Annotated in this window: 18 protein-coding genes; 12 read left to right on the top strand and 6 right to left on the bottom strand. The window is 30.6% G+C overall.

Features of this window, described 5'->3' with window-relative positions:
• Nucleotides 1-39: 39 nt before the first annotated feature.
• Both ABNT65_RS06150 and ABNT65_RS06145 read right to left on the bottom strand, forming a co-directional pair.
• Nucleotides 40-4,326: a T9SS type B sorting domain-containing protein gene (locus ABNT65_RS06150; protein WP_348747437.1), complete on the bottom strand. Its 4,287-nt coding sequence runs from the start codon at nucleotides 4,324-4,326 to the stop codon at nucleotides 40-42.
• A 617-nt stretch (nucleotides 4,327-4,943) separates the two neighbouring features.
• Nucleotides 4,944-5,381 carry a hypothetical protein gene (locus ABNT65_RS06145; protein WP_348704101.1) on the bottom strand — a complete coding sequence of 146 codons (438 nt, stop codon included), beginning with the start codon at nucleotides 5,379-5,381 and terminating at the stop codon, nucleotides 4,944-4,946.
• Nucleotides 5,382-5,581: 200 nt separating this feature from the next.
• Here ABNT65_RS06145 and ABNT65_RS06140 point away from each other — a divergent pair, with 200 nt between their 5' ends.
• Nucleotides 5,582-6,079 carry a YkgJ family cysteine cluster protein gene (locus ABNT65_RS06140; RefSeq protein WP_348739326.1) on the top strand — a complete coding sequence of 166 codons (498 nt, stop codon included), beginning with the start codon at nucleotides 5,582-5,584 and terminating at the stop codon, nucleotides 6,077-6,079.
• Between the two features lie 140 nt (nucleotides 6,080-6,219).
• The gene (locus ABNT65_RS06135; RefSeq protein WP_348747436.1) at nucleotides 6,220-7,047 is read left to right on the top strand and encodes a sterol desaturase family protein; all 828 of its coding nucleotides are present in this window, start codon (nucleotides 6,220-6,222) and stop codon (nucleotides 7,045-7,047) included.
• A 120-nt stretch (nucleotides 7,048-7,167) separates the two neighbouring features.
• Here the strand turns inward: ABNT65_RS06135 and ABNT65_RS06130 are convergent, their stop codons facing one another.
• Nucleotides 7,168-7,389, bottom strand: coding sequence for a hypothetical protein (locus ABNT65_RS06130; protein WP_348739323.1), 222 nt, complete (start codon nucleotides 7,387-7,389; stop codon nucleotides 7,168-7,170).
• 235 nt (nucleotides 7,390-7,624) lie between these two features.
• Between ABNT65_RS06130 and ABNT65_RS06125 the strand changes: the two genes are divergently transcribed.
• On the top strand, nucleotides 7,625-8,311 hold the full coding sequence (locus ABNT65_RS06125) for a porin family protein (protein ID WP_348704094.1): 687 nt from the start codon (nucleotides 7,625-7,627) through the stop codon (nucleotides 8,309-8,311).
• Here ABNT65_RS06125 and ABNT65_RS06120 read toward each other — a convergent pair whose 3' ends face one another.
• A complete protein-coding gene (locus tag ABNT65_RS06120) occupies nucleotides 8,312-8,893 on the bottom strand; it encodes an adenylosuccinate lyase (protein WP_348747435.1) in 582 nt (193 codons plus the stop codon).
• 45 nt (nucleotides 8,894-8,938) lie between these two features.
• Between ABNT65_RS06120 and ABNT65_RS06115 the strand changes: the two genes are divergently transcribed.
• On the top strand, nucleotides 8,939-9,649 hold the full coding sequence (locus tag ABNT65_RS06115; RefSeq protein WP_348747434.1) for a toxin-antitoxin system YwqK family antitoxin: 711 nt from the start codon (nucleotides 8,939-8,941) through the stop codon (nucleotides 9,647-9,649).
• 105 nt (nucleotides 9,650-9,754) lie between these two features.
• Here the strand turns inward: ABNT65_RS06115 and ABNT65_RS06110 are convergent, their stop codons facing one another.
• Nucleotides 9,755-11,461, bottom strand: coding sequence for a T9SS type A sorting domain-containing protein (locus tag ABNT65_RS06110; RefSeq protein WP_348747433.1), 1,707 nt, complete (start codon nucleotides 11,459-11,461; stop codon nucleotides 9,755-9,757).
• Nucleotides 11,462-11,688: 227 nt separating this feature from the next.
• Here ABNT65_RS06110 and mnmA point away from each other — a divergent pair, with 227 nt between their 5' ends.
• The 4 genes from mnmA to ABNT65_RS06090 all read left to right on the top strand — a co-directional run bounded on the left by mnmA (nucleotide 11,689) and on the right by ABNT65_RS06090 (nucleotide 16,222).
• Nucleotides 11,689-12,876, top strand: coding sequence for a tRNA 2-thiouridine(34) synthase MnmA (gene mnmA / locus ABNT65_RS06105; protein ID WP_348747432.1), 1,188 nt, complete (start codon nucleotides 11,689-11,691; stop codon nucleotides 12,874-12,876).
• A 248-nt stretch (nucleotides 12,877-13,124) separates the two neighbouring features.
• Complete coding sequence (locus tag ABNT65_RS06100) at nucleotides 13,125-14,744, top strand: S8 family serine peptidase (RefSeq protein WP_348747431.1); 1,620 nt, start codon at nucleotides 13,125-13,127, stop codon at nucleotides 14,742-14,744.
• A 1-nt stretch (nucleotide 14,745) separates the two neighbouring features.
• Complete coding sequence (locus ABNT65_RS06095; RefSeq protein ID WP_348747430.1) at nucleotides 14,746-15,687, top strand: nitronate monooxygenase; 942 nt, start codon at nucleotides 14,746-14,748, stop codon at nucleotides 15,685-15,687.
• Between the two features lie 4 nt (nucleotides 15,688-15,691).
• On the top strand, nucleotides 15,692-16,222 hold the full coding sequence (locus tag ABNT65_RS06090; protein WP_348704079.1) for a methyltransferase domain-containing protein: 531 nt from the start codon (nucleotides 15,692-15,694) through the stop codon (nucleotides 16,220-16,222).
• A 241-nt stretch (nucleotides 16,223-16,463) separates the two neighbouring features.
• On the opposite strand, the gene ABNT65_RS06085 is transcribed toward ABNT65_RS06090, so the two are convergent.
• The gene (locus ABNT65_RS06085; protein ID WP_348704078.1) at nucleotides 16,464-16,877 is read right to left on the bottom strand and encodes a DUF1573 domain-containing protein; all 414 of its coding nucleotides are present in this window, start codon (nucleotides 16,875-16,877) and stop codon (nucleotides 16,464-16,466) included.
• A gap of 173 nt (nucleotides 16,878-17,050) precedes the next feature.
• Between ABNT65_RS06085 and ABNT65_RS06080 the strand changes: the two genes are divergently transcribed.
• From ABNT65_RS06080 to ABNT65_RS06065, 4 genes are all read left to right on the top strand, one after another.
• On the top strand, nucleotides 17,051-19,693 hold the full coding sequence (locus ABNT65_RS06080) for a valine--tRNA ligase (protein ID WP_348704077.1): 2,643 nt from the start codon (nucleotides 17,051-17,053) through the stop codon (nucleotides 19,691-19,693).
• 77 nt (nucleotides 19,694-19,770) lie between these two features.
• Nucleotides 19,771-20,673 carry an ADP-ribosylglycohydrolase family protein gene (locus tag ABNT65_RS06075; protein ID WP_348747429.1) on the top strand — a complete coding sequence of 301 codons (903 nt, stop codon included), beginning with the start codon at nucleotides 19,771-19,773 and terminating at the stop codon, nucleotides 20,671-20,673.
• A gap of 248 nt (nucleotides 20,674-20,921) precedes the next feature.
• Nucleotides 20,922-21,401: a hypothetical protein gene (locus tag ABNT65_RS06070; protein ID WP_348704075.1), complete on the top strand. Its 480-nt coding sequence runs from the start codon at nucleotides 20,922-20,924 to the stop codon at nucleotides 21,399-21,401.
• A complete protein-coding gene (locus ABNT65_RS06065; RefSeq protein ID WP_348704073.1) occupies nucleotides 21,394-21,891 on the top strand; it encodes a hypothetical protein in 498 nt (165 codons plus the stop codon). Before ABNT65_RS06070 ends, ABNT65_RS06065 begins: the two co-directional genes overlap by 8 nt.
• The last annotated feature ends 141 nt before the right edge of the window (nucleotides 21,892-22,032 follow it).

Genomic DNA, 22,032 nt, shown 5'->3' with positions numbered 1-22,032 from the left:
AAGTTTGATTTTTTTTGCAGATGAGTGTGATAATGATTTTTACTTTCTCAGTAAACTAAAATGTCCTTTGTCTTGAGGTTTATCAACATAATTGATAACATACCAATAATCGTTTGAAGGCATGTTTCTGCCGTTGTAAGTACCGTCCCAACTATTATTTTCGGGAGTAAGTTGTTTTATTAATTTACCAAAACGGTTGTATATGTTTATGGTTGTGAATGAAAAAAGGTTATTATCAACCGTCCAAGTGTCATTAATTCCATCTTGATTTGGTGTGAAAAATGAAGGAATAGTTGTTGTTGGAGTTCCAGAACAATCTGTTACTGTTACCAGTACTCTGTTGGTTTGAGATACTTCTTCGTTAAGACAATTGGTAATAGTAGTGGTAATAATATAGTTACCAGTCATGTCTATAGATGCATTAGGAATAGCTACTTCTCTAGTAGTTGCAGTAAAGTTGTTGGGGCCTTCCCATGAATAAGAAGCATTAGGAATAGCGTCAATTTCTAATTCAATTCTTTCGTCTAGGCATACATTTACAGGTTGTGGGGCTTGGTTTACAGGAAAAGTTTCTAAACTGACAGTAACTACTACTGTGCTTAATTTTGTTTCTTCTATACCTAAACAGTTTATAGCGGTAACCGCAACTGTATAATCTCCACTCATTTCTAAGCTAGCATTAGGAATTTCAACAATTCTAGTGTCTGCTTCAAAATTATTAGGGCCAATCCAATGGTATTTGGCATCTGTAACTTCATCAATTTCTAGAGAAATTAAAGTTTTTTCACAAACATTAAGAGGATTAGGATTTTCATTTATAATAAAACTATTGGCATTTATAGTAACTTGAGTAGTACTAGATTTTGATTCATCAGTACCTTGGCAGTTTTTAGCAGTTACAGTAACGGTATAATCCCCAGTCATATCAACAGTGGTATTTGGGATTGAAATCTGTCTAGTATTCGCAGTAAAACCATTGGGGCCAATCCAAGAGTAAGTTGCATTTGGTACTTGATTTATTTCTAGAGTTAATGTTTCATTTTCACAGATACTAATAGGAGTAGGAGAAGAGTTTATACTAAAAGAATCATTGTTTATGGATACATTTATTGTACTAGTTTTAGATTCATCTGTTCCTTGGCAGTTTTTAGCAGTTACAGTAACGGTGTAGTCTCCAGCCATAGTAGCTGTGGCATTTGGGATTGAAATTTGTCTAGTATTCGCTGTAAATCCATTAGGACCAATCCAAGAATAAATAGCATTTTCTACTTCATCAATTTCCAGTTCAATAGTTTGATTTTCACAAACAGTAATAGGCAAAGGAGTTTCGTTAATACTAAAGGAATTTGGATTAATAGTAACTGTAGCAGTTTTAGTTTTAGTTTCTTCCACACCTTTACAGTTAGTGGCAGTAACATTAACAATATATTCTCCAGACATTTTAGTAGTTGTATTAGGAATAGAAATTTCTCTTGTCTTAGCAGAATATCCATTAGGACCTGTCCATTCATAATTGGCATTTGTAACTTCATCAACGTCTAATGTTAGCGTTTCAGTTTCACAAATACTAATAGCTATTGGACTTTGGTTAATAATAAAGGAACTAGGAGAGATAGTTACTTTTGTAGTACTAGTCCCTGTAACATTATTACCTTGACAGTTTTTAGCAGACACAGTAACAATATAATCTCCAGACATAGTAACAGTAGTATTGGGAATAGAGATTTGTCTTGTATTAGCAGTGTAACCATTTGGACCGATCCATGTATAGGTAGCGTCCTCTATTTCATTAGCTTCTAATTCTATGGTTTCACTTTCGCAAATGCTTAGGTTTTCAGGAGTTTTAACCGTAAAGGTTTCAGCATTAATCAAAACTTTGACCTCATAAGTTAGTGTACATCCAAAAAATTTAATTTCAAGAGTATACGTACCTTCTTGTTCTTTTTGAGCATTTGTTACTTCATGTTGTTTAGTTGTAGCTATTTCATTTTTATCAGGGTCTAACCATTTATATGTAATTCTTGAATCATTATCTAAAATATCAGGAAAGTTATTAGTTACATTTAATGTAAAAGATTCGTCTTTACAAATAGAAACATCATCTGAAGGAGTAAACACAATATCTTCAAAGTTTTCTACTGTAAATAGAAATAATTGACTACCAGTAAGTCCATCTCCATAGGTTATATTTCTAAAATCTATTTTTTGCTCCGTACAGTCTTCACTAATATATATGGCATGAACTTTTCCTGGAGTAGAGTATCTTCTATCGCTTCTTCCTCCTTGTCTAGTAGGAGAAGTTTCTAAAATAGAAGTCCATGAACGTTCACTGATAAAGGCTCCATTATTAATGGCTACTTCTGGTTCTTCTCCGTAATTTTCATGTTCAATAATTAGTTTTCCTTTTATTAGTTGTGAGTCATTTTTAGATTTAATACCTCCAATAATACCTTCTTTTTGTACTAAATCTTGACCATGTAAACGGTAATAGGTTCCTTTGTATTTACCTCCTTCAAAACTAATGTCATATTTATATAGTCCTAAGTCAGTTAAGCCGCTTACAATTTGAGAATTAGGGTCTGGAAGGTTGTTAGGTAAATCTGAGTGATTTCTATCATCAGTAGAAGCTGAAACAAAATTATGGTTTTCTATGGCCTCTGGACGTTTACCACAACCTGGTTGTGTACAATCATTTTTACCATCATTTCCAGTAAAAGTTCCATTATACCTTAAAAGATTTGGTCCCTGGTAAGGGCCTAAATAAGGAGCTACTCCTTTAGAACGACTTCTTTTATCGTTTTTAATAGCTACTGATTGATTTATTGTATTATCATAATTGTAAATGCTAAGATTACCATCTAAATTATTTGTTTGTATATACCATCTTTTTGAATTGTCAGGATTAGTTGGGTCGTCTTCATCCCAAGACCACTCATTACCCCATGGTAAGTTTTGAGTTTGAATTACGTGTAAACGATTGTCTAAAGCGTGCATTCTAGGTGGTGAAACAGAATGGAAAGTAAGCATATGTACTTTATTTCCAGGAGTAACCTTACAATCTAATATTCTTTGTTCATTGATCCATTTTTCAACGGGAGTGCGTTCTACTTCGGGTAAAATTTTCTTAAAAATACTTATAATAAAATCTCTATTTGGAATTAAGTTAGGACTAGTTGTTAATCTTCTGTAGTATTCTGCGTTAAACTTTTTGAAGACTTCTTTATCTTCAATATACATTTTTTGCATAGCAGCTTGTGAAGTACCATAGCGTTCCCAATGAGCGCCTGTTCCAATATCACTTGAAAAAAAGTCAGTTGTAGTTAGTTGCTCATGATTTTGAAAATCATAATCCCAATCAAAAGGCATACCTCTAGAATGACCCCAATATACCTTGAATTCATCACCGCTAAAAAAGTTTGGGTATCGATCTATGAAAAGATTCATTACAATTAAAGCAACAGCTTCTGCCATTCCTTCTTCAAATCCACTTAGTACAGGTAAATAATGCCATTCTTCATTACTACTTAATACAACATTATCTCTATAAGCGTGTACTAACTCATGGATCATTAATCTTGGTTGGTCTAAGTCACCGTCTCTATTTAGTTTATAAGTTGTACTAATTTGGTTAGGGCCATTGTAAAAAGTATTAGTACCTACTGCATTTCCATCATTTAAAATTTGTACTTCATGATTTCTCGCTGGTGGTCCGTATACTTCTTTTACAATTGGATTTACTAAATCATAAAAGGCTTTCATTTTATCTCGTTGAGCTGTAGTAAATCCCCCTAATCCATTTACACCATAGTTAGTTTCAATATTAACAGTTAAGTTGTTGGTAGCAGCTCCTAAAGTTTCTACTTCAAATTTTAAAGCAGGAGAGACCCATGATGGAGTAGTGTCGCTGCTAGTTTCATATAAAGAAAAATAAAAAGTATCTCCAATACTAAAAGTATTTCCTTGTGCTAAAGCTGTTTTTCTTAACTCTTCATAACTATGACCACGAGTGTGTTTGTCACTGTTTCTAAGTAAATTTCCTCTACTAATATCATTAAGGCCAGCGGCGGTTCCTATTGAAAAGCGATAATAAGATCCTGTATCCCATCTAGCTATAGCATTATGGATACTTTGTGTATAAGCCCTAGTGTTGGTAGGAGGTAATGCATTTGCCTTGTTTTTGTTAGTTGTTTTTTTTTCAAAAGCTAAACTACGAACATAAGCTTTGTCCGGAGATAAACATACTTGAGCTTTTTGTGTTTCTTGGGCATTAACAGCTAAGCAAAGCATAGAGGTTAAAGCAAAGAAAATACGCTTTTTTGATAACATGTTATAGTTCATTTAAGGGGAAACGAATACCTGCTTAACGTTGTACTTATCAGTTTATTTTGTAACAATACCAGTTTGTTGAGTAAGATAGTTATTTATAAAAAAATAAAAGAGTACTAGTAAAGCTGTTGAATTCTATTTAAAAGTATGCCAAAATAGCGGGTAAGTATAATTATTAATGGGAGAATTATTACCCAATCGTAGTAACTAGAGTTAAAAAGGTTTAATAATTCTAGAGCTAAGGGAAACTGTATATAGATAAGTAATGAAATAATAACAAAGTATAATAAAAGAGACCTGTAGTTTTTAGACTTTGATGATTGTTGGTTTCCTAAAAGAAGTTCTTTACTGTAAAAAAAGACTAATACTATGGTAGTAATATTAGGGAGAATAAAATTCCAAAAAGTATAATTTTTAGAAATTAAACTATTAATAGAAAAAAATAATAAAGTAATCCAACCAAAAAGATAGATAGTTAGCAATACAGTTACACACCATAAAGTTTTAAAAAAATAGGATAAAAAAGTAATATTTTTAGTGTTTTTCATAAAAGCAATTATAAAAAAAGCCTTTTAATATGCATATTAAAAGGCTTTGCTAATTTATGAAAACAAGTTTTATTTATTGAATAACTTGTTAATTTCATCTAGGCTAATAAACTTAGAAAGCGTTACTACGTCAGGATCTCTACTAACATATTGTTTAATTTGTACTTTTATTTCTCCATCACTTTGTCTTTCATACTTTAACCAAACTACATCACCATTGGCTTTGATTTTATAAGCTTCTCTTGGTTTTTCCTCAAAACCTCTTAAGAAAATTTGATGTAAAGCATCAAAATCATTATTCAAATTTTTAAAAGTAAAATGTACGTACTCGTTTATAGGGTCATTAATGTTTTTGTAGTAAAAATTGTATGAATCTTCTCCAACTTTCTCTAAATAAACAAACTCTACATGGCTAACTACTTCTGTTCTTGTAGTTTCTATGAATTCTATTTGTGAGTAAGAAGCGAATGAAATTAATAATGTTGCTAATAGGAATAATTTTCTCATAAGGGATAAGGTTTAAATTAAATTTACGCATTCAAAACGCTGTTAAATTTAAAAAATTATAATTAAATAAAGTTTTGTTAAAAAAAAGAGTTAAATAATTTAGAATCAATATTGTTAAAAAACAGCATTTATATAATTAAATAGAAAAATCAAAATTCAGAAAATAATTATAATCATGGTAATTATAGTACTTTTGCAGCATGGATAAAGATTTACAGAACCTTCCCAAATTAGCAAAGGAAGCTTTACAAGAAAACAAAAAGTATTTTCAAAAGTTAAAAAAAAGAACGCCAAAGCGTTTGGATTTATTAATGCAAGAAATACATGAAGAAGAGTTTGAACGTACAGATTGCTTAACTTGTGGTAATTGCTGTAAAACTACTAGTCCAATGTTTACTTATAAAGATATTGAGCGTATAGCTAAACATTTAAAAATGAAGGTAGCTGATTTTGTAGCGCAATACTTACGTATTGATGAAGATGATTATCATGTACTAAAAACAGCCCCATGTGCTTTTTTAGACGAAAGTGATAATACCTGTTTTATATACGATGTTCGCCCCAAAGCATGTGCTGAATATCCACATACTAATAGAAAAAAGTTTATTCAGTTAGCTAACCTAACTATTAAAAACACAGAAGTATGCCCTGCAACTTATAGAATAGTTGAGGAGTTAAAAAAGAGGTTGCCTCAATAAAATTTAATATTTACTAATATTCAATACGTTGTGCTTAGATTGTATATTTAGTAATAGAAGTAGTTAGTTTTTAGAGATGTAGTAATATTCTTGTTTTTTAGTAGCGATAATTTTGTATTTTTAGTGAAAATTATCTCATATTGGAAACCTTAGTACATTATTTTGAAACAATTCCTTCAAGTCATAGAAGTTTAATTCTTGTTGGCGGAATTACTTTTTTTTGGCTGTTAGAGAGTGCGGTACCTTTATTTAATTTTAAGTACAACAAATGGAAACATGCTTTTCCAAATCTATTCTTCACATTAACAACTATCATAATTAATTTTGTATTGGCGTTTTTTTTATTAAAAACATCAGATTGGACAGTGGCTAATAAATTTGGACTGTTAAACTGGTTGCCTGAAATGCCATTGTGGTTATATGTAATTTTAGGAGTATTGTTTTTAGATTTTTTTGGCGCTTATTTAGCGCATTTGGTAGAACATAAAGTAAAACCATTGTGGATGGTTCATTTAGTGCATCATTCAGATCATAAAGTAGATACTACGACTGCAAATAGACATCATCCAATTGAGAGTGTAATTCGCTTTATATTTACATTACTAGGCGTATTTGTTATTGGAGCACCTATAGCAATTATTATGATGTATCAATCTATGTCTGTTATATTTACTCAATTAACACATGCTAATATAAAAATGCCTAGAAAATTAGATAAATTTTTAAGCTACATACTAGTATCGCCAGATATGCATAAAGTTCACCACCATAATTTATTACCTTATACAGATAGTAATTATGGGAATATATTTTCTATATGGGATCGACTGCTAGGAACTTATATGGAATTAGATAGAGATGAAATAGTATATGGAGTTGATACTTTTCCTGATGAAAAAAAGAATTCTGATTTAATAGAGCTGTTAAAGCAGCCATTCCAAGGATATAGAAAGCCTACAAACTTGTAGGATATTGATTCAGTTTTTTACTGAAAGCATAAATTATAATTAAAAAGCGAGTTTTTTTAGACTCGCTTTTTGGTTATAAAGATTATGTCAGAAAAGTTCAACCTTTATTAAATGTTTTCGTTACCTAGTTTTTGGACTAATAACAGGAATAGTACTTATAGAATTACGAACACAAGTAACTTCTCCACCTGAAATATCAAAAGAAGATTGAAAAGTACCAGCATTATCCCAACAAGTATAAGGGAAAGCAGGTTCAGATGGACCAGTTCCTCCTTTTACTTTTTTTAGGTCAGTATTTTTTAAAGTTGTCACACCATTTACTTTTAAAATGTTTTTAGTCATAATATTTTAGTTTAATTGGTTAATACACTTCTAAAGTACCATAGTAGCGTTGACTATAAATTGAAAACTTTCTGAATGAATTATTTAACTTTCCTAATGAGTTTTTAACATAATTTTTGTTTAGAAATGTTTAACGTGCTTGTTAACATCACTTTGTGATTTTATTTTTCTTATTTCAGTTTGTCAACAATAGTTTCGCAGTAGAAAATTTAATAACATTTAAAAATTTAGAATCATGAAAAAAGTTTTATTGCTATGCGCAGTATTATCAGTTAACTACATTTTTTCTCAAGAAATTAAATATGGAATAAAAGGAGGAATTAATTCTTCTAATTTTTCACAAAAACATACGAGCTTTACTGGTTTTTCACCAGGATACATAAGTGGCGGTAAAGTAGGTTTTCAAGCTGGTTTTTTTGTAGAAATTCCCTTAAGTGAAAAATTTTCCTTACAACCCGAATTGATTTATTCCAGACTGAGAGGAAATAATACTAAAAGCTTACAATTAATGTCGTCAGCAGGTGACTTTACGACAGGTCATTTAAAAGGAGTAGAGAAGTATTCCTTTTTAGAATTACCAATAATGTTAAAGTACAATATTTTTAAAAAATTTAATTTAGAGTTTGGACCTCAGTTACAATATACATTGGCTGCTAGAGTAGACGAAGATTTATACGTTGAAGGAGAAAAAGTTCAGCAGTTTGGGGGGTATGATTTTGAGAAAAATAGCTCAAGAAGTATATTGGGGGAGTTTAGTAAACTTAATTTTGGATTAAACTTTGGCGCTTCTTATGACATAAATAAAAATATATTTATACAAGGAAGATATAATTTAGGGTTAACTAAGTTTAATGAAAGTTTTAGGGAGTCTTTTTCTCTAAAGAATTCAAATGTTCAAATATCCTTAGGATATAGGTTCTAACTAACTTAATGAATTATTAGTAATTAACCCAAGAATTTTTTTGCCACGCGCTTCACAACCCTTACTTTCATGTATAATTTTGGTACTGACTAAATGTTTTAATTCGGCATGTACCCAATCTTTATGTAAACCAAAAAGATACAGCGTATTCATTGTGTAAGCTCGTACAGCAATTTTTTGATCTGTGATTAACCAATCAAAACCAGTTTCAATAATTAAATCAATATGTTCTTGGGTTAATACTATTTTAGTTTCATTTTCTTTTTTAGAAGTATAGGCAACAGCTAAATGCTCACAAATTTTAGCACAAGGTCTAACTGCGCTATCAAAATGAACTTTAGAAATGTTTTGAACAAAAAAATCCATATAAGGATGTAAGTAGTCAATGCTATGGTTAGTACAAATCCATTCCAATACCCAAGAAGCTTTAATAGATAGCTTATCATCAACATTCATAGTGATTTTAAGTAAGTATTCTATTAATTCAGGGGTGTTTAATACAATATTTGCAGCATGATTACGATTAACTTTTGTAGGGTTGTTCATATTTTCTAAAACAGAAATTGTAAATTCAAGACTCATATTGGTACGGTTTATGTAAATTTGAACAGTAAAAGAAACAACAAAATGATAAATATAAAAAGGATATTACCATTACTGCTTATTGGTGTTATATTTTTTACCAAGAATGTTTATTCTCAGAAGATAAATCAGTTTGATGCGAATGGTAAAAGAACTGGTGTTTGGAAAAAACTTTATAAAAATGGAGAAATAAGGTATCAAGGTCAGTTTAAAAATGGTAAAGAAGTAGGAGTGTTTAAGTTTTATTCAATTACATCGCCTTCTCAACCTGTAATAATTAAAGAGTTTTCTGAAACTTCAGATAAAGCTTTGGTTTCTTTCTATACTTCATTAGGAAAGCTTAAAAGTAAAGGGAGTATGATAGGGAAAAATAGAGTAGGAAAATGGTTGTATTATTTTCCTAATGGAAAAGTAATTTCAGAAGAAAACTATGTAGATGGTAAGTTAGATGGAGTTTTGAAGAATTATTATGGAAATGGGAAAACTACCGAAGAAACATACTATAAGCAAGGAAAAAAGGATGGAGTTTCTAAAATATATACTGAAGATGGAATTTTAATAGAGGAACTTAACTATGTTGGAGGAAAGTTGAATGGAGTAGGAAAGTATTTTGATTTAAAAGGAAACTTAAAAGAAAAAGGAATGTATAAAGATGGAAAGAGAGCAGGAGAATGGGAGTTTTACATTGATGGAGTTTTAGTTACAGATAAGGAAGAAAAAAGAAAAACTAAAAAATTAGGTAGGTTCAAAAAATAAATATCTTTTATAAGAAGATAAGAGGGCGTTTAACAATTTAAACGCCTTCTTTTATTATGAAGTAAAAAAAATAATGGATTGCGAGTCCATAAAGATAAAATTGAATTATTTTTTTATGATTTGATGTGTTTCACTTCGGTCGCTGTAATTAATTTTCATAAAGTAAACACCTTGTTTTAATCTTTTTAATGAAATTTTACTTTTTGGATATTCGATTTCTTCTAATAAATTTCCATTAGTATTGTAGAAAGAAACTTTTTGAATAGGTTCATTTGAATCTACTTTAACAAATTCCTGACTTGGATTAGGGTAAATGTTTAATAGGTTATTTTGACTATTTATAGGAGTTGTTTTTAAGATAGATTTATTACTTAAAACTACAGTTTGTTTAAGCTCATAAGCTCCAATATCAAAAGCGTTATTTTGTGGTCTACTGATTTCTTTAAGATCGCTTGTAATTCCAAATTTCACTAAATTTTCACCTGTATCAACCATAGCAGAAGAACTGCTATTTGGAGTGTAAATATGATTAGTATAGTCAGTAAAACCAAGTGTGTCTATTTTTTTAGAAAGTAAGTTTGAAGTAATATACTTTTTAAAAGCATCACGTTCTGCAGGAGTGTTAAAATCAAAATAATTTTCAGAAATGCCTTTCCAAGTATTACCCGTTTCGTAAGTATTACCTGGATTAACTATAATATTGTTAACAAAATAACTAGGTACATCTATTTGCGTAGTATTTATCAAACTAGGATCTTCGCTTTGTTTAATGTTTGAGTAAAACTTAACACCAGATTTTTCAGGATTAATTATAGTATTGTTTAAAATAAAATACCCTCTGTTTGGATCTTCAAAAACATGTCTGCTATGCAGAAAAATTCCCTCAGATTTAGGGTTGATAATTATGTTGTTATATATTTTAGTGCCACTTTGTGCACTAATAAATTGCATTCCCTTTCCATCTTGTGTGTTTTTTATAACGTTATTATATATATTGTAAACTCCACCACCAATGCTCATTGCAAACTTTTGATACGAATTAGGGGTAACTCCATAACCAGTAATTGTATTATTATAAACATTACCATTTTTTCTAACTAAATTTACCTGAATACCATCCCATCCTGCATTTTCAACAATATTATGATGAATATCAACATTTTCTAACCAATGAGGAAAAGCATCTTCATTACCACATTTAAGTCTGGCTTTAACCTTATAACCACCAGTACTACCAATGTAAAAACCTTCACCTTCAGTATCTTTAATGTAGTTATGATGTAAATTGATATTTTTCATTATATATCCACTTCTTCTCCAAGTTTGTCGATCGTGACAAACAGGATTTGTTTTAGCCATAAACCCAGCAAATCCAGAGCTTTCTACTTTTATGTGATCCATTTCAATATCTGAACTAAAAGCAGCAATTCCAACGGCTGTACTATTAGAAGCAGTTACTTTAAAACCATAGGTATATGTATCATCTCCTGTACCAGTAAATATTATATGAGCGCTTTCTTTTATTTCAATAGCAGGATAAGTTGACTCATTAACAAATACTTCACCTCCGTTATTTCTAAAAATTAAAGGTTTATCCTTTGTCCCTTTAAAGTTTACCAATCTAATACCTCTGTAGTTTCCACTTTCCAAACAGAATACATCACCTGGTTGGTAGTTAAAATCATCTCCCTTTATTTGATTGAAGTTAGTAAGGCTTAAATTGGAAATGTAATGATCACAATTACAATTACCTTGTGAAAAAATAGTAGAGCCTGTAAGTAAAAAGGCTAGTAATAGCATAGTTTTTTTCATGATTAAGTTGTTTTATTAAAGTTAGGTAAAACTATTAAGAAAAGGAACACGCTATATAGCCCGTTTCGGGTGATTTTTATATAAGATAAATCTATAATAAGCAAAAGTTTAATTTAAAAGGTATTCGTAAATTTGCAGCTTCTAATAAAGTAACTTATCATAAGATATATCTTTAAGGAACTAGGTTTATTGTAAGGTAGGATCATTAAATATAGTAAAGTAAAAAAATGAAAAGAGTAGTAGTTGGACTTTCTGGAGGAGTTGATAGTAGTGTAACCGCTTATTTATTAAAAGAGCAAGGATATGAAGTTATTGGTTTATTCATGAAAAATTGGCATGATGATTCTGTAACTATATCTGATGAATGCCCTTGGTTAGAAGATAGTAATGACGCTATGATTGTAGCTGAAAAATTAGGAATACCTTTTCAAACAGTTGATTTAAGTGAACAATATAAAGAACGTATTGTAGACTATATGTTTAATGAATACGAAAAAGGACGTACTCCTAATCCAGATGTTCTATGTAATCGAGAAATAAAGTTTGATGTATTCATGGATATTGCCTTAAGCTTAGGTGCTGATTATGTTGCTACTGGACATTATTGTAGGAAGTCGGAAGAAGTTATTAATGGAAACCCAGTATATAAATTACTAGCAGGAAAGGATACTAATAAAGATCAGTCTTATTTCTTATGTCAATTATCACAAGAGCAGTTATCAAAAGCGTTATTTCCCATAGGAGAGCTAACAAAGCCAGAAGTTAGAGAAATAGCTAAAGAAGCTGATTTAATTACAGCAGATAAAAAAGATTCTCAAGGGTTGTGTTTTATTGGAAAGGTACGCTTACCAGACTTTTTACAGCAAAAACTAAAGCCTAAAGAAGGGGTAATAATACAAATACCTAGTGATTTTGAACAATATCATAGAGTAATACCAAAATTTGAAAGTAAAGAGACTGAATTAGCTTATTTAGCAACTAAGTATACTTACAAAAAAGAAGATGGTAAAGAAGTAGGTAGGCATCAAGGAGCACATTACTTTACAAAAGGACAACGTAAAGGGTTGGCTGTTGGAGGTACTAAAGAGCCGTTATTTGTAATAGAAACAGATGTAGAAACTAATATTATCTACGCAGGAGAAGGCAAGAAACATAAAGGTTTATATAGAAATGTGTTATTCGTTTCAAATGAAGAACTACATTGGGTAAGAGAAGATTTAGCCTTGGATTCAGGAGAACAAATGGAAGTGGAGGCTAGAATCCGTTATAGACAAGCTTTAGAGAAAGCAGTTTTACATAAAGTAGATTCAGGTGTATATGTTGCTTTTGAAAATCCTCAGTCTGCTATTCAAGAAGGACAATTTGTAGCTTGGTATTTAGAAGAAGAATTATTAGGTTCAGGAGTAATAAGTTAAGAGTTTGTTTTAAGAATTAAAAATCTTGTTTGTTTACTAAAATTAGTAGGGTAATTGTAAAACTAATTGTTTTGTAGTTAGAATACCTTATTTTTACAAGGTATGGGGGCTATATTCTTCGCTTAAAAGCGATGTTTTTAATAATAGATAATATTATAAAAACATTTGCTATCCAAATAATTAATTCAAATTGTTTTCCTTATTAAAGGAAACAATACAAACAATCAAACAAATTAAACTTAATTCAAATGAAAAAACTAATACTTTTTTATTTTCAATTTTTAGCTCTAGCAGCTATAGCTCAGACAGAAGATGCTTGGGTGTATTTTTCAGATAAGCCAGATGCTAGTACTTATTTAGCAGAGCCTACTAAGATGTTATCTCAGCGTTCATTAGATAGAAGAACTAAGCAAAATATAGCTTTAGATAATAAAGATGTTCCAATAGATAAAAATTACTATGCACAAGTAAAAAGTGTTGTAGGTATTACTGTAATGGCTAAATCAAAATGGTTAAACGCATTACATGTAAGAGGTACACAAGCAAATATAAATGCATTGGTTACTAATTTAAGTTTTGTAGAAAAAGTTGAATTTGCAAATAGAACATTAAATTCAATAACAAAAACGACAGAAATTAAAAAACAAGCAAAAAATACTACTATAGATAAATTTGCAGAGCTACAAACAGATTTCAATTATGGAGTAACCAACACACAGGTAACTATGTTAAATGCAAATGTATTACATAAAGAAGGTTATACGGGAGCTGGAATGCAAATAGCAGTAATTGATGCAGGTTTTCCAAATGTAAATACTTTAGACGCTTTTAAAAGGCTAAGAGATAATAATCAAATTTTAGGAGGGTATGACTTTGTAAATAGAAGTGATAATTTCTACTCAGGTCATAATCATGGAACAAATGTGCTATCTGACATTGGTGGATATCTAGAAAATGAGTTTGTAGGCACAGCACCGGATGCTTCTTTTTATTTATTTACAACTGAAGATGTATCTAGTGAAGGACCTATAGAAGAGAGTTTATGGGTAGAAGCAGCAGAAAGAGCTGATAGTTTAGGAGTAGATATTATTAATACGTCTTTAGGATATTATGAATTTGACAATACAGCTTATAATCATGTATACGCAGACATGGATGGAAAAACTACTTTTATTAGCCGAGGCGCAGAAATAGGAGCTTCAAGAGGAATGATCTTGGTTACTTCGGCTGGGAATGAAGGACAAAAAGCATGGAAATATATTACTGCTCCAGCAGATGCTCCGTCTGTGTTTACAGTTGGAGCTGTATCAGATACAGAAGTAATAATGCCATTTAGTTCTTACGGACCAACAGCTGATGGACGCGTAAAGCCAGATGTATTAGCACATGGAGGTTGGGTATATATAATAGATCATAATACTGGTAAACCAAAACAATCTTTCGGTACTTCTTTTGCAGGTCCAGTTATGGCTGGTGCTGTAGCATGTTTTTGGCAAGCTTTTCCTAATTTAACATATAAAGAAATTATGCAAAAAGTTAGAGAATCAGCAGATAGATATACGAATCCAACCGATCAACATGGGCATGGTATTCCAGATTTTAGTAAAGCATATATGGTATTATCTGTTGAAGATTTGAACCAACTAGAAGGGATTAAAGTATATCCAAATCCAACACAAAATTATTTAGTAGTGGATAGCAATAAAAATAACTTAGATATTTCTATATTTAACGCTTTAGGAAGTAAGATATACACCCATACATCCACTTCTAAAAACATTGATGTATCTAAATTAACAAATGGAATGTATATTTTACAACTTAAAAAAGGATCAGAAATTCAAACTGTGAGATTTTTAAAAAAGTAGAATGATAAATAGAGTAACGGAGTTATTTAAAACACAATATCCAATTGTTCAGGGAGGTATGATATGGGTTTCAGGTTGGAAACTCGCTTCAGCTGTATCTAATGCAGGTGGTTTAGGACTAATAGGTTCTGGATCTATGTACCCTGATGTGTTAAGAGAGCATATTCAAAAATGTAAAAAAGCAACTGATAAACCCTTTGGAGTAAATGTACCAATGCTATATCCAGATATTGAAAAAATAATGGATATTATTGTTGAAGAGGGAGTAAAGATTGTTTTTACCTCAGCTGGAAACCCTAAAACATGGACTGGATTTCTTAAAGAAAAAGGAATTACAGTAGTACATGTGGTAAGTTCGGTAAAATTTGCTTTAAAAGCTGAAGCAGCTGGTGTAGATGCTGTTGTTTGTGAAGGTTTTGAGGCTGGAGGACATAATGGTAGGGAAGAAACCACAACATTTACTTTAATTCCAATGGTAAAAGAACAGGTGAAAATTCCTGTTATAGCTGCTGGTGGAGTAGGAACTGGAAGAGGTATGTTGGCGGCAATGGTTTTAGGAGCTGATGCTGTGCAAATTGGTAGCCGTTTTGCAGCTACTATAGAATCATCTGCACATGAAAATTTTAAGCAAACTATTGTTGATGTCAAAGAAGGAGGAACGCAGTTAACATTAAAAGAGTTAGCTCCTGTAAGATTGGTTAAAAATAAGTTTTATAATGATGTTCAAGCACTTTATCAAAAAGGACCAACTATAGAAGAAATTAAAGAGTTGTTAGGACGTGCACGTGCTAAAAAAGGAATGTTTGAAGGAGATTTAGAGGAAGGAGAATTAGAAATTGGGCAAATAGCAGGATTAATCCATCAAATAAAACCAGCAAAAGTAGTGGTTGATGAAATTATGAGTGAGTTCCAAAAAATAAAAGGAGAAATAAACGGCATTTAGCATAATGAATAGACATTTAGAAAAGAGATACAATAAAACACTAAAATTTGTAAAGAAACACATACCGGAACAATCAAAAATATTAGACCTAGGTACTACGAATGCTTTTTCTGATATTATGCGAAAAGAAGGCTACAATGTAGAAAATACAAAAGGTGAAGATTTAGACATTAATTACGAAGTATATTTGGATAAAAATGTTGATGTAATTACATCTTTTGAAATATTTGAACATATGTTGGCTCCATTTAATATTTTGAGAAACCTAAAAACTAATAAAATGATAGCTTCTGTTCCTTTAAAATTATGGTTTACTGATGCGTATTGGAATGAAAAAGATGATTGGGACAAACATTATCATGAATTTGAAATTAAACAGTTCGATTTTTTATTAAAAAAAACAGGATGGAAAATTAAAGATAGTGAAACATGGACTTCATCTGATTGGAGAAAAATAGGAGTGAGACCCATACTTAGGCATTTTACACCAAGGTATTATATAGTGTACTGTGAGCGTGAAGAAGCAGTATCTTAAAATAATGTTAATCCTAACTAATTAGTGTAACTAAATGCGGATTTATCCGTCTTTTAATTGATTACTTAACGTAAAAGTTAGTGATTAGTTAGTTTTTAATAGTTGATTGAAGAAAGGCTCAAGTATTCACTTGAGCCTTTTTTAGTTATATCTTTAAATATTTATTAAAATTAAAGCATAAAAAAATCAGCATTACTGCTGACTTTTTTATATAGATAGATGTTTTTATAGCTACTACTTCTTAGTTACTTTCTCCGCTAGATACCATGCTTTTATCTTTAGCAGGAACAGCTTTTTTAGAAATAAATCCTTTAATTTTTAAGAATACTCTTTCTTTTTTAGCATTTGAAGTAACTGTAATTTGCTTAGAGAAACCACCAATTCTTTTTGTGTCATAAGAAACTTCAATTTGTCCCTTTTCTCCTGGCATAATTGGCTTTTCTGGTTTTTTAGGTACTGTACAACCACAAGTAGATTTAATATCTTTAATAATTAAAGGTGCATCACCTACGTTTGTGAATTCAAATACACGCTTACCGTCAGAACCTACAGCTATTTTTCCATAATTGATTGTTTCCGTTTCAAACTTAAATTCTTGAGCATTTACAGATAAAGCAATAAATAAAATAGCTACAAATGATAAAATTGTTTTCATAATGTTAATTTTAATTAGGGGTTGTTATAACCGATTACAAATTTATAATAATTTTTTGTTATTAAAAAAATGGCAACTAGTTTTCTGTAGCTCACAGATAGTTGTATTTTTGCTAATTCAGATTTCAAAAATAATGCCAAAAAAATAGAATAGGCTAAATATAGTAAAAACATATGAATATTCCATCAAAATACAATGCTCAAGAAGTAGAGGGTAAGTGGTACGATTACTGGATGAAACATAATTATTTTCATTCAGAAGTAGATCATAGTAAAGAATCATATACAATTGTGATTCCTCCACCAAACGTCACCGGAGTATTACATATGGGACATATGTTAAATAATACTATTCAAGATGTTTTAGTACGTAGAGCTCGTTTATTAGGAAAGAATGCATGTTGGGTACCAGGTACAGATCATGCTTCTATTGCTACAGAAGCTAAAGTGGTAGCAAAGTTAAAAGAGCAAGGGATTGATAAAAACGATTTAACTAGAGAAGAGTTTTTAAAACATGCATGGGAGTGGAAAAATGAGTACGGAGGTATTATTTTAGAACAATTAAAAAAGTTAGGAGCTTCTTGTGACTGGGAAAGAACATCTTTTACCATGGATCCTGCACTTTCTGAATCGGTAATAAAAGTCTTTGTAGACTTATACAATAAAGGGTATATCTACAGAGGATATAGAATGGTAAATTGGGATCCTGAAGCAAAAACTACGCTATCAGATGAAGAGGTAATTTATGAAGAACGCCAAGGAAGCTTATACTATTTACAGTATGACATAGTTGGTTCTGATGAAAAAGTAACGATTGCTACAACGCGTCCTGAAACTATTTTAGGAGATACAGCCATTTGTATCAATCCCAATGATGAACGATTTACACACTTAAAAGGTAAAAAAGTAATTGTTCCGCTTTGTGGACGTGAGATACCTATTATTGAAGATGAATACGTAGATGTAGAGTTTGGTACTGGTTGTTTAAAGGTAACACCTGCTCATGATGAAAATGATAAAGTATTAGGAGACAAGCATAATTTAGAGGTAATTGATATTTTTAATGAGGATGCTTCTCTAAACTCTCTAGGTTTACATTACGAAGGTAAAGACCGATTTGTAGTACGTAAAGAAATTTCTAAAGAATTAGAAGAAAAAGGATACCTGATAAAAATAGAACAGCATACTAATAAAGTTGGGACCTCTGAAAGAACGAAAGCTGTTATTGAGCCAAGATTATCAGATCAATGGTTCTTAAAAATGGAAGAGTTAGTAAAACCAGCCATTGAAGCAGTTTTAGGAGAAGATAAAGAAGTGAAGTTATTCCCTAAAAAATTTGAGAATACTTATCGTCATTGGATGGAAAATATTCGCGATTGGAATATTTCTCGTCAGTTATGGTGGGGACAACAAATTCCAGCTTATTATTATGGAGAAGGTAAAAACGACTTTGTTGTAGCTGAAAATATTGACGATGCACTTAAGTTAGCAAAAGAAAAAACGAATAACGAATCATTAACAGCTGATAACTTACGTCAAGATGAAGATGCACTTGATACTTGGTTCTCTTCTTGGTTATGGCCAATGAGTGTTTTTGATGGAATTCGTAATCCTGAAAATGAAGAAGTTAAGTATTACTATCCTACTAATGATTTAGTAACGGGACCAGATATTTTGTTTTTTTGGGTAGCACGTATGATTATTGCTGGATATGAATATAAAGATAAACGTCCGTTTGAAAATGTATATCTAACAGGGCTGGTACGTGACAAGCAACGTCGTAAAATGTCTAAGTCATTAGGGAATTCTCCTGATGCGTTAAAACTTATAGAAGAATTTGGAGCAGATGGAGTTCGTGTAGGGTTATTATTAAGTTCTGCTGCAGGAAATGATTTACTATTTGATGAAGCTTTATGTCAGCAAGGTAAAGGTTTAGGGAATAAAGTATGGAGTGCTTTTTATTTAACTACACTTTGGGAAGTTTCAGACAGTTTAGAGCAACCAGCATCAAGTAGATTAGGTTTAGAGTGGTACAAGACTAAATTCCAACAAACTTTAGCAGAAATAGAAGACCATTACAGTAAATACCGTTTAAGCGATGCGCTAATGGCTATTTATAAGCTAATTTATGATGATTTTTGTGGTTGGTTATTAGAAATAGTAAAACCAGGATATCAGCAGCCAATAGATGCCAAAACTTATAAGGAAGTAATTGAAATTTTTGAAGATAATTTAAAAATATTACACCCTTTTATGCCATTCCTTACTGAAGAAATTTGGCAGTCTATTACAGAGAGAACACCTGAGGAAGCACTAATAATAGCAAAATACCCTGAGATTAAAGAATCTAATAAAGAATTAATAAATCAGTTTGATTTTGCTACTAATGTAGTATCAGGTATTAGAACTATTAGAAAAGAGAAAAATATCTCTTTTAAAGAATCGATAGAGTTATCAGTAGTAAATAATGAGCATTTTGTAAAAGATTTTGATGTAGTTATTCAAAAATTAACCAATACATCTGTAATTAATTATGTGAATGATAAAGTAGATGGAGCTGCTTCTTTTAGAGTAAAATCAAATGAATACTTTGTGCCTATTTCATTAGATAATATAGATGTAGAAGGAGAAATAAAGAAACTAAGTGCAGAACTAAAAAGAGCTGAAGGATTCTTAATAGGTATTCAAAAGAAATTATCAAATGAGCGTTTTGTGAGTAATGCGCCAGAAAAAGTAATTACTTTAGAACGTAAAAAAGAATCTGATACACTAGCAAAAATTGAAACTATAAAAAATAGTTTAGCTAGCTTACAGTAGTAAAACTAATATTATTATAAATAAAAAGGTCTTTCTGTTTTGAAAGACCTTTTGTTATATTAAAAAATTAGAAATAAATGACAAAAGCAGAAAGATTTGAAGGTTGTATTCTAGCTGGAGCTATAGGAGATGCTTGGGGTAGTGGGTTTGAAAATCAATTTGAATATGAAGATGATACCTTTTATTTAGTAGGGAATCCAAGGGTAAAAACACCTAGCTGGGGATTAACCGACGATACTCAATTAACCTTAGCAACTATAGAAGCAGTAGTAGGTAATAAAAAAGTTGTACCTGAGTTAGTAGCAGATAAGTTTGTAACTTATTATAAGCAAGGAAAATTAAGAGGGATTGGTGCTAGTACATTAAAATCTTTTCAAGAACTAAGTATAGGCGGACATTGGAGTCAAGTTGGAAGAAGAGGAGAATATGCAGCTGGAAATGGTGCAGCTATGCGTATAGCTCCTTTAGCTTTTACAGACTGTTCTTATAAAGAAATAAGAGATGTTTGTTTAATAACGCATCATAATGATGAAGCTTATATAGGAGCTAAATGTATTATAGTAGCTATAAGAGAGGTTTTAAAAGGTAATTGGAATGGACAAACTAACTTAATAGATCTTATAATTAATCAAATTCCTGATACTCGGGTTAGAGATCGATTAATAGAGGTTAGTAATATAGATAGTTTAGATGAAATAGGAAAGTTAGGTAATAATGGCTATGTAGTAAATTCTGTTCCATTAGCTATTGCAGCAGCTAATAAAGTACTCAAAATAGGAATGGAAGAAATGTATTTACAATTAATAAAAATAGGAGGAGATACAGACACAAATTGTTCAATGGCTGGACAAATAGCTGGAACATTAGTTGGAAAGAAAGGAATACCTGATAATTTGATAAATAAGCTTAAGATGATATCAAATTATGAATGGATTGAAAATAGTGTTAAACTGTATAAAGATAAGTTTAAAAGGCTCTAAAAACATGATTGTTTTTAGAGCCTTTTTTATATTCCAAACACTTATGTTATCTGTGATAAAAGCCAAATCAAAGTGTAAAGTGTGGTATTCTTTACGTATAATTTGTGTTAGTTAAAGCTTTTATTATAAAAATTTATTACTCAATGTTAAATTATAATGCAACTATGTTGCATTTAATAAAAAATGATTAATTTTAAAACCATGCTAAGCTAGCGTACATTTAATAATTTAAAACATAATATTAAAAAATGATAACAGAAAAACAAGTATTAGAAGTGCAAAGTAAGTGGGGAGAAGGCGTAGTAAAAATCGGATCATTAAAAGATAATCGAGTAGAATGTGAAACATACTCTAATAATTTTTTAGATGAGCGTTATGCTTTTGAAGCAGGAACCGTTTTGTTTAAACCAACTAAATGCGCTATAGAGCAGTTCAGACCTACTAAAAAAGAAGCGTTATCCTACTTTATTGCTGGTGATGATAGAGCTTGTGCAGAAGATAAAGGTTTTGCTATTCAGCCTTGGACTAAAGTAAGGTTTGAAAATACAGGTTTTATTTTAGAAGAAAATAGAGCTATAGCAATGGGCAACTATTATTTTACAGATGTAGAAGGTAATGAAGCTAAAGTAGAATATACATTTGGTTATAAGTTGCTTAATGGTGAATTAAAAATAGATGTACATCATTCTTCTTTTCCATACAGTCCAAATGAAGGTGTAAATGCATAAATCACTTTTTCTTTTATGTCCAACTGATTGTTTAGAAATGGTTATCAATCATCAATTTAAACAAGAAAATTATTTTTATACTTCGTTGGGTAATTCTTTTGTATCTGACATTGATACGTTGATAAACATAAAAGATGTCATTAAGAAACATAATATAACTAATATTTATTTTGTCCTTTCTAGTGATAATGAAATTATTTTAGATGCATTAGGAGGACAGTTTTTCTCAAAGGTTAAGGGACTAAAAACGTTTTATAATGAGATAGAAAAACAAAAAAAACATTCAGAGGCATCTTGGCAAATGAATACTTCTAGGTTTTCAATTCTTTCTTATTACCTAAATCAAAAGATAAAAGAATTAAAATATCTATTAAATAGTTTATACTTGAATGATGTTCGTGTATTTGGTAAGATATATAACAAGCAACAGAATATCTTTACCAATATTTATTCAGATTTAGTTTGTTTAGAGAAGCATTGCTTAAATTAAATTATTTATTGATACTAAAGATATAATTTCCCAAGGTAGCTAATTTGTAGTACCATTTACAATAATATACAAATTGTAAATGGTATTTTAGTGCTCTAAAACTACTTAATAAGTTCTTTATATTAGCTAATAAATAGTTTG

This window comes from Tenacibaculum sp. 190524A02b (assembly GCF_964036645.1).
In the GTDB taxonomy this organism is placed as follows: Bacteria; Bacteroidota; Bacteroidia; order Flavobacteriales; family Flavobacteriaceae; genus Polaribacter; species Polaribacter vairaonense.
Note: the sequence above shows the minus strand (reverse complement) of the source record. Positions and strands in the feature narration are given on the sequence as shown.